The sequence below is a fragment of the Pseudomonas frigoris genome (assembly GCF_047758635.1).
Taxonomy (GTDB): Bacteria; Pseudomonadota; Gammaproteobacteria; order Pseudomonadales; family Pseudomonadaceae; genus Aquipseudomonas; species Aquipseudomonas frigoris.
Map to the genome: position 1 here is coordinate 3,223,706 of NZ_CP180479.1, position 11,912 is coordinate 3,235,617.

10 protein-coding genes and 1 pseudogene are annotated in these 11,912 nt (G+C 58.7%); all 11 read right to left on the reverse strand.

Features of this window, described 5'->3' with window-relative positions:
- Positions 1-163 precede the first annotated feature (163 nt).
- Positions 164-877: a DUF4225 domain-containing protein gene (locus tag ACMXYH_RS14755; protein ID WP_415767527.1), complete on the reverse strand. Its 714-nt coding sequence runs from the start codon at positions 875-877 to the stop codon at positions 164-166.
- Positions 865-1,360: pseudogene (locus ACMXYH_RS14760) on the reverse strand (Hcp family type VI secretion system effector). The gene ACMXYH_RS14755 and the pseudogene ACMXYH_RS14760 overlap by 13 nt, the downstream one beginning before the upstream one ends.
- Before the next feature lie 112 nt (positions 1,361-1,472).
- Positions 1,473-3,068 (reverse strand): ArnT family glycosyltransferase, encoded by a 1,596-nt coding sequence (locus ACMXYH_RS14765; protein ID WP_415767528.1) that lies wholly within the window; start codon positions 3,066-3,068, stop codon positions 1,473-1,475.
- Positions 3,065-4,444: a UDP-glucose dehydrogenase family protein gene (locus tag ACMXYH_RS14770; protein WP_129443957.1), complete on the reverse strand. Its 1,380-nt coding sequence runs from the start codon at positions 4,442-4,444 to the stop codon at positions 3,065-3,067. The genes ACMXYH_RS14765 and ACMXYH_RS14770 overlap by 4 nt, the downstream gene beginning before the upstream one ends.
- Positions 4,441-4,842: a 4-amino-4-deoxy-L-arabinose-phosphoundecaprenol flippase subunit ArnF gene (gene arnF / locus ACMXYH_RS14775; protein WP_415767529.1), complete on the reverse strand. Its 402-nt coding sequence runs from the start codon at positions 4,840-4,842 to the stop codon at positions 4,441-4,443. The genes ACMXYH_RS14770 and arnF overlap by 4 nt, the downstream gene beginning before the upstream one ends.
- Positions 4,839-5,183: a 4-amino-4-deoxy-L-arabinose-phosphoundecaprenol flippase subunit ArnE gene (gene arnE, locus ACMXYH_RS14780; protein WP_415767530.1), complete on the reverse strand. Its 345-nt coding sequence runs from the start codon at positions 5,181-5,183 to the stop codon at positions 4,839-4,841. Before arnE ends, arnF begins: the two co-directional genes overlap by 4 nt.
- Positions 5,180-6,829, reverse strand: coding sequence for a lipid IV(A) 4-amino-4-deoxy-L-arabinosyltransferase (gene arnT, locus ACMXYH_RS14785; RefSeq protein ID WP_415767531.1), 1,650 nt, complete (start codon positions 6,827-6,829; stop codon positions 5,180-5,182). The genes arnE and arnT overlap by 4 nt, the downstream gene beginning before the upstream one ends.
- Positions 6,826-7,710, reverse strand: coding sequence for a 4-deoxy-4-formamido-L-arabinose-phosphoundecaprenol deformylase (gene arnD / locus ACMXYH_RS14790; protein ID WP_129443965.1), 885 nt, complete (start codon positions 7,708-7,710; stop codon positions 6,826-6,828). Before arnD ends, arnT begins: the two co-directional genes overlap by 4 nt.
- On the reverse strand, positions 7,710-9,701 hold the full coding sequence (arnA, locus tag ACMXYH_RS14795; protein ID WP_415767532.1) for a bifunctional UDP-4-amino-4-deoxy-L-arabinose formyltransferase/UDP-glucuronic acid oxidase ArnA: 1,992 nt from the start codon (positions 9,699-9,701) through the stop codon (positions 7,710-7,712). Before arnA ends, arnD begins: the two co-directional genes overlap by 1 nt.
- Positions 9,698-10,717 (reverse strand): undecaprenyl-phosphate 4-deoxy-4-formamido-L-arabinose transferase, encoded by a 1,020-nt coding sequence (arnC, locus tag ACMXYH_RS14800; protein ID WP_129443969.1) that lies wholly within the window; start codon positions 10,715-10,717, stop codon positions 9,698-9,700. Before arnC ends, arnA begins: the two co-directional genes overlap by 4 nt.
- Entirely contained in the window at positions 10,714-11,862 is a 1,149-nt protein-coding gene (gene arnB / locus ACMXYH_RS14805) for a UDP-4-amino-4-deoxy-L-arabinose aminotransferase (RefSeq protein WP_415767533.1), read from the reverse strand. The genes arnC and arnB overlap by 4 nt, the downstream gene beginning before the upstream one ends.
- Between the last annotated feature and the right edge of the window lie 50 nt (positions 11,863-11,912).

The window sequence follows — 11,912 nt, forward strand, 5'->3', positions numbered from 1 at the left end:
TTATTAGATTGAACAATATCTATATAAGGCACGGCGAATAGGGCGTTGAATGCAAGGCCGAAATAAAGCTTTGTGTGATTTAAATCTTCACCGGACAAGCGTATTTTTAAAAAATAGGCTGCGCTAACGGAGCAGGCTGCTATTAATGGAAAAAGCCAAACAATCATTTTTCCATCTCTTCATATACTTGCTTTCCTGTCTGAAGGGTAATCTGTCCTTCTAGTATAAGTGTTTGAGGTGCGATGGTTTTGTATGCGCGGACGTAGTCCGTTTTGATATATCTAAACAATCGCCAAGCATCCGGTTTTAGTACAGTTCGAGTAAGTCCATACACGGACATCCCAATATCCAACGACCCATACGCAATATTGCCCTCTCTTTCAGTCTGTCCAACAACCTTAGCTATCGCTTGATAAACCTTGCGGGTCGGCCCCTCCGTATCAGTGCGGTCCTCCAAAAGGCTACGCCCATTTTCATAAACATTATTCGCACGATGGAGCATCATCGGTCCACCAAGGAAAAGGCACAAAGTACCCGCGGAGCCATAGCAAATCCCCGCACCTGTCAATATTTGCATCCCCCCAGCAATAGCGCCCGCGCCTTTTTGGGCTACTTCCCACGACTGACTCAGCAAACTACTCTGTTCGTTCTTGATCTCCTTTAGACCCTGCTCAGCACTTTTACGTCCCTGAGCTACATCATTAACAATACTTCTCGCGTAGTAAGACACTTCGCGATTGAATTGCAGACGCAACGCCCCGTCATTTATATGTCGTGCGCCCAACGTGCAGGCCTGATTGGTCAAATTGCCCGCCGCCTTACTAACCGCCCAATAGTCACAACTACTTGACTCGCAGCGACTATTTAATCCTCCCATTCGTTATTTCCCCATGAAGCGTACCCGCTGGTTCCTGCGAGGTGGTGTCTCCACGTGATTTCACGATAACGAATAGCGACATGCTCCTGGGGGGCGGCGTCGTTTTGTAAAACCACATGGGGCATATCAAGTGTCAGGTCGGCAATAATGCCGCCTTCAATTTCAATGCTGAAGAATTTCTCCTGAAGACCGTACGAAGAAATCCGGTAGAAACTTATCGCACAGCTAATTCCCTCTCTGCTAGATAGCGCTTGCGCGAGCAATGGAGATGATTTGTCGACATTTTTTGTGATGACGAGCGGGCGGTGTGTAGGCTTATTGATGTTTCCTATATTGGACATGTTGTGACTGTAAGACAGCACCGATGATTTCATCGGTATGTGCTGTTTGACATTTGTTGCCGATAGAGTCTTGAGTTGAACAACCCGCCGATATCAGTCCTTGAGTCTTTCCTGTGATGGTCATGTAACCGTGATTAGCCATGTAGGTGCCGCTCCTTTTGTCGATGCGGCACCTTATTGAAAATGTTTCCGAGTATATGTAGGGCGTTTCCGGGTGTTCGGTAGGACGAGAGCGAATCTGCGGGTGTAACGCGTTACAAGGTGGAATGCAGCAACACGTAATCGTTTTTATCGAAACGGCCGCTCAAAAGGGGCGGCAACGCACCCAACGGCGTGCCCTGCAGGGCGCGGTAGTCGTTTTCATCCATCATCAGCCAATGCGGCCCCTGAAGGTTTTCCAGTTCTTGGGTCGATTCGGTGAAAACCGGCTGTAAGTCCTGCTCGATGTTGACCATGAACTTGATCGCCTTGGCGTCTTTACCCATGACATGCAACACCAGCGGTGCCGGGTCTTTTTGTACGAGCGCAAATGCCGCACGGCTGAAGGTCCGGGTATCGTAGAGTCGGCGTTCGACCGGTTCGAATACCAGAATGTAGACCGACCACAGCGCCAGGACTGCGCAAAAGGCAAGTGTTTGCGCCCGCCAGTGCGGTCGTACAAGCACCGCCAAGGCAATGACTTGCAGCACACCGAGAATGATCAGTATCGAAGTCAGCGTTGTTAGTTCATCGGGAAACCGTCGCTGGGCGACCAGCAGTCCGCCAATCAACAGGGCAGGGACCACTAGCCACAGCCCTTGCATCAACCCCCGCAACCACTCGAATACCCGACCTTGCGCCACCTGAAACGGATACGCCGCAATGATCGCCGCCATGGGCAACATCGGCAGCAGGTAGCGGGCCTTTTTTGCCTGGGGGATCGAGAGCCCGACCATCACGATCAGGCCGGCGGCCGTGCAGTACTGCAACAGGCGCAACGCAGGACCCGCCTGCCGAGGCGTTGTCAGCCAGACGGCGGCCAGTACCAGCAACGCCAACGGATACGCGAGCGCATAGTTGCCCACCGAGCCGGTGAAGTAATACAGCGAACCGCTGACGCCTTCGCTACCGTCCATGCGCCCCATGAACTGCATGCGCACCACGTCGTGCATGAAGTCCGGGCCGCCGATGGTTTCCGCCAGCCACAGCAGCACGCCAACGCACACGGCCAGCAGCACCGACGCCATCAGGCCAAAACCAAAAAATTTCCGCCATTGTCGATTGAGCAAGAAATAGCTGCACAGCATGCCCGTGGGAATCACCAGCCCGATCGGTCCGCGAATCCCGAAGCCCAGCAGCAACATGGCAACGATCAGCCACCATCGCCGCTTTGCGGCGAAATGATCGACGGCATAACCCAGGTAGAACACTGAAAAAGCCACCGCCGCGAGCATCAGATCCAGGGACACGGCACGGGTTTCGGTGACAAAGGTGTTGGTCAGTGTCATCAGGGCGATGCTCAGCAACGCCCAGCGCTGGGAGTAGGGCGCCAGTAGCCGGTACATCAACGTGACGATCACCGCCCCGGCTATGGCGCTCGGCAACCAGGCAGTCAAACTGTTGACCTGCCCGAACGGCAGCGACAGCAGCCAGGTGAAAAGCGTCGAAAGCGCCGAATAGTCCGCATACGGCTGGCCATAGGTAGTCGGAAAAAAGGACGGCCCGTGGCGCAACATTTCCTGAGCGAACAGCACAAAACGCGAATCGAAGCCAATCGCTGTCTGTTGATACACCCCGGCGCTGAACAGCAGCAGCGCCAACAGCCCTATGCCTAGAGACTGTCGGCGGATACCGGGTGATATCGAAATCAAGCGATGACCGAAGCAGCGGGCCACTGCTGATGCGGAATCGGCAGATTGCGCGATTCACCGCGACCCATCGGGAAGTACTTGAAGCCGGCGCGAGCGAGGCGATCGGCGTCGTAGAGGTTGCGTCCGTCGAAGATCACCGGTGCGTTAAGCCGCTGCTGGATCAGGCTGAAATCCGGGGCCTTGAACTGCTGCCATTCGGTGCAGATGATCAACGCGTCAGCGCCGGACAATACCGATTCCGGTGTGCCCATGAGCATCAACTTGGGTTCATCGGGATACAGTTGCTGGGTTTCCTGCATGGCTTCCGGGTCGAACGCGCGGACGTTGGCCCCGGCGGCCCACAGCGATTCCAGCAGCACCCGACTCGGTGCATCGCGCATGTCGTCGGTGTTCGGTTTGAATGCCAGGCCCCACACGGCAAAGGTCCTGCCGCGCAAATCGCCCTTGTAGAACGCGTTGATGCGTTCGAACAGCTTGTGCTTCTGACGCTGGTTGATCGCTTCCACCGCTTGCAGCAGATCGCTGGAGCAATGCGCCTCTTCAGCACTGTGGATCAGCGCGCGCATGTCCTTGGGAAAGCACGAGCCGCCATAACCGCAACCGGGGTAGATGAAGTGATAGCCAATGCGCGAATCGGCGCCGATGCCCAGGCGCACCGATTCGATGTCGGCGCCCAGGTGTTCGGCCAGTTCGGCGATCTGGTTGATGAAGCTGATCTTGGTCGCCAGCATGCAGTTGGCGGCGTACTTGGTCAGCTCGGCGCTGCGCAGGTCCATGAACATGACCCGGTCATGGTTGCGGTTGAAGGGCGCGTAGAGGTCACGCATCACGTCACGCACTTCATCGCGTTCGCAGCCGATGATGATCCGGTCCGGGCGCCGACAATCGGCCACGGCCGAGCCTTCTTTCAAAAATTCCGGGTTGGAGACGATATCGAACTGCAGCAAGCGGCCGACCTTGATCAGGCACTTGTCGATATGCGCGCGCAAGGTGTCACCCGTGCCCACCGGTACCGTGGATTTCTCCACCAGAATCACCGGTTGTTCACGATGACGCGCCACGGCTTCTCCCACCGACAGCACATAACTCAGATCCGCCGAACCGTCGTCCCGGGACGGTGTGCCGACCGCGATAAACAACACCTGACCATGCTGCACGGCGAGTTTTTCGTCGGTGGTGAACTGTAGACGTTTGGCGTCCAGGCCTTCGCGCACCAGGCTGGCCAGCCCCGGTTCGAAAATGCTCACGTGGCCTTGTTGCAACAGCTCGATTTTCTTCTCGTCAATGTCCATGCAGACCACGTCGTGGCCAACTTCTGCCAGGACGGCGGCTTGCACCAGACCAACGTAACCGCTACCAAATACACTGATTTTCATGGGGCACTCCTGAGTTCGCGCGCGCGAGCAGGCCGAGAGTTAATGGTAATGACACCGAGGATGACCAAGGCCACCCCGATGGTTTTTGAAAGGCTGAATGCTTCGTTGAACAGCGGCAGGCTGGCGGCCAGCAGGTACACCAGCGCGTAGCTGATGCTCAGCAGCGAATAAGCCCGGCCCAGCGGTAAATCCCGCAGGGCGGCAAGCCAGCTGAGCATCGACAGGGCGTAAGCGAAAATGGCGACCAGCACCACGGCGACAGCGGACAGATCGATGCTGGTGGTGAACCAGTGCTCGGGCGGCGGCAGGCGACTCATGCTCCAGCGCATGCCTAATTGCGCGGCACTGACCAGCAACACGCTGCCCAGCGCGAAGGTAATTCCGCGACGCAGGTTCATGTGTGTTGCCCCAGCAGCACCACGCCACCGATCACCAGCGCCACACCCAACCAGTGGCGACGGTCGATGGTTTCGTGGAAAACGAAGCGGGCGACCAGGGTGATCAGTACGAAATTGAGGCTCAGCATCGGGTAGGCAATGCCGACTTCGAGGCGCTGCAACACCAGCAGCCACACCAGCAAGCCCAATCCCAGAGAGGCAAGCGCCAGCCACAACCACGGCGAACGCAGTTTCTCGCTCCAGCCCGACGCCTTGTCGCGCCAGCTTTCCACAGCGTATTTCTGGGCGATCTGGCCCAGACAGGTCAGCAGGCAGGCGGCCAAGAGCAGTAACAGGCTCATGACGCCTCCTGAGGAAAAATCAGAATCACAATGTTGCCTTGTTCATAACGCTTGCCATCCTTGGGCAGCAGTTCGATTTCGCGCAGTTCGTCGTCACCCTTGATGCGCATGACCACGCCGACCGAACCGCTCTGGCGGGCGTCGCGCATCCACGTTTGAACCTGGTGCGGGTCGACTTGCTGCTGTGCGCCGTCAGGATAGGCGAGGCCATATTTCAATTCGCCTATCGTGTTGTACAACGCCACGTCCGGGCGTTTCAGGCGCCAGGCCAACGCCCCGGCGGCGCCGAGGTCGTTGCTCAGCAACTGGTCGGTCTGGCCGAGCTCCTGGGCATGCTCGAGGATGAATTGATCGGGCATCTTGTTGGCGACCACCGACTCGGGCATCCCGGCCGGCAACAGGCCGATCAGCAGCAGACTGCCGAAGGCTGGCGCCGCCCAGCATTGCAAAGGTCTGAAGGCTTGCAGCAGGTTGGCCATGATCCAGCCGGTCAGACCGATGAACACCAGCACCAGGTTGTGCAGTTCATGGTTGTAGAGCGGTTTTTTCAGTTGCAGGTAGACCAGGGCCACCAGGATCGTCAGGCCCAGCAGCAGGTTCAGCAGACCATTGATGCCCAGTACCCGGCCTTGCTCAAGCTTCAAGCGGTCCACCAGTGCGTGGCCCAGCAGCAACGCCAGCGGCAGCAGGCACGGCAGGATGTAGCTGGGCAATTTGCCTTTGCTGAGGCTGAAAAAAATCAGCGGCATCAGCAGCCACAGCAGCAGGAAAGCGATGTTGGCCTGGCGTCGTGTGTCCCACGCCTGTTTCAGCGCCGACGGCAGCAACGCCACCCACGGCAGACTGAACGCCACCAGCAACGGCAAATAGAACCACCACGGCGCATCATGCTGGGCGTCATCGCCGGCGAAGCGGCGAATGTGTTCGTGCCAGAAGAAGAACCGCCAGTAATCGGGCTCCTGCGCGTGCACCGCCAAGACCCACGGCAAGCTGACGGCGATGGCCACGACAATCGCCAGCGGACCGTAGATCAGCAGTTCACGCCAGCGTTTTTGCCAGATCATCCAGGGCAGGGCGATCAGCACCGGCAGCAGCCAGGCGAGAAAGCCCTTGGTCATGAACCCCATGCCGCAGGCCAGGCCCAACACCGCCCAACCGATCAGGCGCTGGCCACGGCTGACGCTGTCCAGGGCAAACCACAAGGCAACCAGGCTCAAATTGACCCAGAACGTGAATTGCGGATCGAGGTTGGCGTAGCCCGCGGCGCCAGCGATGACGGTGAGACTCATGTACAAGAGCGCGCAGGCAAAACTCTTGCGTGGTTCGTTCCAGAGCCGACGGGCGATCAGGTAGCACAGCAACACACTCAACCCGGTGCTCATCGCGGAAGCAAACCGCACGCCGAACAGGTTGTCGCCAAACAACGCTTGGCTGGCGGCGATCATCCAGTAACCGGCCACCGGTTTTTCGAAATAGCGCAGGCTCATGAAATGCGGCGACACCCAGTTGCCGCTCAGGAGCATGTCCTGGCTGATCTGGGCGTAGCGGGTTTCGTCGGGAATCCATAAGCCATGGCTGCCCAGCGGCAGCAGATACGCCAGAGCGAAGATGGCCAGCAACAACGGCAATGCCCAACGCTGGCTCATACACCTTGCACTCCCAACCAGCCTTCGCGTCCTTCGAGGGTGCCGCGTAGTACCCGGCCAACCGGCAAGGTGTCGGGGGCCTCGGGCAGCAGATCGCCCAAGGGTTGAAAATGGATGTTTCGCTGGCGCGCATCGGCCAGCAGTTGACGAAAATCGTGGGCCATCAGAATCCCTTCTACTTCGGCATGGATCGTGTAGACGTTGAGTTTTTCGGGGCTGAAGCAATCAAGAATAAAGGCGTTGAAGTCCTTGGCCGCCACGCTGGGGCCGACCACCTCATCGAAGGTCGGCAGGTCCACCGGAATCTGCGGCGCACCCAAACCACCATTGGACAATCTCGGCTGGAACAGGCTCTGGCCCCGGCAATCGCTGTTGTAGCGAAAGCTGAACGCCTGCTTGGCCTCGATCACGCGCTCGTCTGCCCGCCACCCGGCGGACGCCGAGCATTCGACGTTTTGCCCGAGGATGTCGGCGAGGGTGTCGACACCCCGACGAAGGTGCTCGATCAGCTGCTTGTCACTCCAGCGCCCGGCATTGGCCTGCCAGCCGTGATGATCCCAGGCGTGCAGCCCGACTTCATGCCCGGCTGCAATGGTTTGACGCATCAAATGCCCAAGATCACGGCCGATCGGTTTGCCGGGCCACGCGGTGCCGGCCAGCAAGATGTCCCAGCCGTACAGGCCTGCCGCGTTGGAACGGAGCATTTTCCAGAGAAATTGCGGGCGGATCAGGCGCCATAAATGACGCCCCATATTGTCCGGCCCGACACTGAAGAAAAACGTCGCCTTGACCTGCGCTTCATCGAGGATTTCCAGCAGCCGCGGCACCCCCTCACGGGTGCCTCGGTAAGTGTCGACATCAATCCGCAGACCTGCCCGCATCAGCGCTTGTCCGCGATTTCGAGCATGGCCTCGCGCAAGAAGAAGTCCAGCGTATTGCCGATGGTCTCGCTCATTTCAACCGTCGGGGTCCAGTCAAGCAGACGTTTGGCATTGGCGATGCTTGGTTTGCGGTGCGACACGTCCTGATAACCGGTGCCGTAGAACGCTTTGCTTTCGACATCGCGGAACCCGGCGAACGGCGGGAAGTTGTCGCGCAACGGGTGCGCTTCGAACTGACGCAACAGCTCTTCGCCCAACTGGCGGATGCTGGCTTCGTTGTCCGGGTTGCCGATGTTGATGATCTGGCCGTTGCAGGCATCGTTGTCGTTGTCGATGATCCGCGCGAGCGCTTCCACGCCATCGGCAATGTCGGTGAAGCAGCGTTTTTGCTCACCGCCATCGAACAGACGAATCGGCGTGCCTTCCACCAGGTTGAGGATCAACTGGGTGATCGCGCGGGAACTGCCGATACGCGCCGAGTCCAGGCGATCGAGGCGTGGGCCCATCCAGTTGAAGGGACGGAACAACGTGAAGTTCAGGCCTTTCTGGCCGTAGGCCCAGATCACCCGGTCGAGCAGTTGCTTGGAGATCGAGTAGATCCAGCGCTGTTTGTTGATCGGACCGACGATGAGGTTGGAGGTGTCTTCGTCGAAGTTCTGGTCCTGGCACATGCCATACACTTCGGAGGTCGACGGGAAGATCACGCGTTTGTTGTATTTGACGCAGTAGCGAACCAGTTTCAGGTTCTCTTCAAAGTCCAGCTCGAATACGCGCAGCGGGTTGCGGGTGTACTCGATCGGCGTGGCGATCGCCACCAGTGGCAGGATCACGTCGCACTTCTTGATGTGGTATTCGATCCACTCGGAGTGGATGCTGATGTCGCCTTCGACGAAGTGGAAATTTGGGTGACTGCGCAGGCGTTCGATGGCGTCCGAGCCGATGTCCAGGCCATACACCTCGTATCGGTCGTCGCGCAGCAGGCGCTCGGACAGGTGATTGCCGATGAAGCCGTTGACGCCGAGGATCAGCACGCGAGTGCGACGCGGGGCGCGACCGGACTCGGCGCCACGCAGCACGGAACCGTCCACCAGACCCAGTTCGTTGGCCAATTGCGGGCCACTGAGGTACAAACCGTTGTCGTTACGCTGGCCGGCGGTGATTACCAGGGAGTCTTCGCCGCAGGCGATGCGCAGTGGGTCGACACTGATGACGCGCCCCGGTGCCTGACCTTCATTGCCTTGGGCGACTTCTGCGTTCCAGACAATCAGCTTGTGCTCGCCCACGGCGCAGAAGGCGCCCGGGTAAGGCTGGGTGACGGCGCGAACCAGATTGAACAGTTCTTCCGCCGGTTTGTTCCAGACCAGTTTGCCGTCGGCTGGCGTGCGCCGGCCAAACACCGTGGCTTTGGATTCGTCCTGTGGGGTTTCGTTGACTTTGCCTTGAAGCAATGCCGGTAGCGTGTCACGCAGCAAGTCGCTAGCGGCCAGACGCAGTTTTTCGTGCAGGCTCAGCGCCGTGTCGCTGCGCTCGATCGCCACCGTTTTCTGGGCGAGGATTGCGCCGGCATCGGCCCGTTTGACCATGCGGTGTAGGGTCACGCCGGTTTCGGTTTCACCGTTGACCAGCACCCAGTTGGCCGGCGCACGACCACGGTAGCGCGGCAACAACGAACCGTGCAGGTTGAAGGCGCCTTTGCTGGCGGTGGCCAACAGCGGTTCGCTCAACAGGTTGCGGTAGTAGAACGAGAACAGGTAATCCGGGTTGAGCTTGCTGATGCGCTCGATCCACAACGGGTGATTGGCATCTTCCGGGGCGTGCACCGGGATGCCCTTGCGTGCGCACAGTTGCGCAACGGAGCCGTAGAACGCGTTTTCCTTGGGATCATCAGGATGAGTAAACACCGCGGCAATATCAAAGCCCGAGTTGAGCAGGGATTCGATGCCGGCACAGCCAATATCGTGATAGGCGAAGACAACAGCTTTTGCACTCATGAGTGAACCTGATCTGAAGAAATGGAGGTGAGACCGTCAACGGTGACAACGGGAGCGGGGGCAGCGGGTTGGTTACGCAGCACTTTTTCAATAAAGAACCGGGGGCGGGCGCGAACGTCGCCATACATGCGACCCAGGTACTCGCCCAACAGGCCCATGCCGATGAACTGGCCACCGGTGAAAATGAACAGCACGGCGAACAGCACGAATGTCCCGTCGCCGGCCCAATGGGCGCCGAAGGCCAGGCGCAGCACGATCAGCGTAATGGCGAACAGCACGCCGAGGGCCGCCATGCCGAAGCCGACGATGCTCAGCAAACGCAGGGGCGTGGTGGTCATGCAGGTGATCAGGTCGAACATCAGATTGATCAGGCGCATGGGGCTGTACTTCGATACCCCGTGTTCGCGCTCGGCGTGGGGCACGAGAATTTCCGTGGTGTGCCGGGCGAAGCTGTTGGCGAGGATCGGGATGAAGGTGCTGCGTTCACGGCAGGCGAGCATGGCATCGACAATGGTTCGCCGGTAAGCGCGGAGCATGCAGCCATAGTCGGTCATGGCAACGCCGGTGGAGCGCTGCACGGCCAGGTTGATCAGCTTCGACGGCCAGCGCCGTAACGCCGAGTCCTGACGGTTGTTGCGCACGGTGGCGACCACGTCATAACCCAGCTCGGCCTGAGCCACTAACCGCGGAATCTCCTCGGGAGGGTTTTGCAGGTCGGCGTCGAGAGTGATGACCACATCGCCTTTAGACTGCTCGAAACCGGCCATGATTGCCGCGTGCTGGCCGTAGTTGCGGTTGAGAATGACCGCTACGAACGGGCTGCCTTTGAGCGATGCTGCCTGTTCCAATATTTGCGCCGATTCGTCCCGACTGCCGTCGTCGACCAGCACAATTTCGTATTTGTGGCGTAATTGCTGACACGCCGCTTCAGTACGCCGGAGCAACTCGGGCAGGCTGTCTTGCTCGTTGTAGACCGGGATGACGATCGACACGCAATGGATCGGGTAAGGTTTCACAGGCTTGCGTCCAAAACGTTTTCAATGGCACCGACCACACGATCGACGTCATCGGTGGTCATGTCGGGGAATAACGGAATCGAGCACAGCCGTGCCGAGTTCCATTCTGTGTTGGGCAGATAGATGTTGGGGAAGCGCTGGCGGTAGTAGGTGTGGAGGTGAGTGGCGATGAAGTGAATACCGGTGCCGATGTTCTGCGCTTGCAGGGCCTTCATGAACGCTTCACGGTCCAGCCCGCAGCGCTCGGTGTCGATACGCAGGATGAACAGGTGCCAGGCGTGCTGCTGCGCATAGGCTGGAAGGGCCAGGGGTTGCACCGGCAAACCTTCCAGTCGCTGCAAATAAGTACCGGCCAGCTCCGTGCGTTTGGCGTTGATTTCGTCCAGTCGCTTCAGCTGCACCAAGGCGATGGCGGCATTGATGTCGGCCAGGTTGTACTTGAAGCCGGGCTCCATGACCTGAGCCTGAGGTTTGCGGCCGTGGCTCAGGCGGTCATAGGCATCGACACCGAGGCCATGGAACTTGAGCATGCGCACACGACTGGCCAGGGCTTCATCGTCACTGACAAACATGGCGCCCTCGGCGCAGGTCATGTTCTTGATCGCGTGGAACGAGAAGATTGCCGTGCCTTTCGCGCCGACGTGACGACCTTTGTAGAAGGTGCCTGCGGCGTGAGCGGCGTCTTCGATAACGGGGATGCCGTGTTTGTCGGCCAGCGCATAAAGCGGATCGAGATCGAACGCGGCACCGGCGTAATGCACCGGAATGATGGCTTTGGTGCGCGGCGTGATCGCTGCTTCGATGCTGGCCAGGTCACTCATCAGCGTGTCGCGATCAACGTCGACGAACACCGGTGTCGCGCCCAACAGGCAGATCATGTTGGCGGTGGACACCCAAGTCTGCGACGGCGTAATGACTTCATCGCCCGGACCAATTCCCAATGCCAGTAAAGTGATGTGCATCCCGCCGGTGGCCGAGGACAGTGCCACGGCATGACGGCACCCCACGTAATTGGCGAATTGCTCTTCCAGTTCCTGGTTTTTCGGCCCGGTAGTGATCCAGCCGGAGCGCAATACTTGCTCTACGGCGGCAATTTCTTCATCGCCGATACTGGGGCGGGAGAAGGGGAGAAAAGCCTGACTCATGGGCACCTCGGGGCTGAAGAGTGAATAGCCGGTGAGGCTAAAAAAAAATT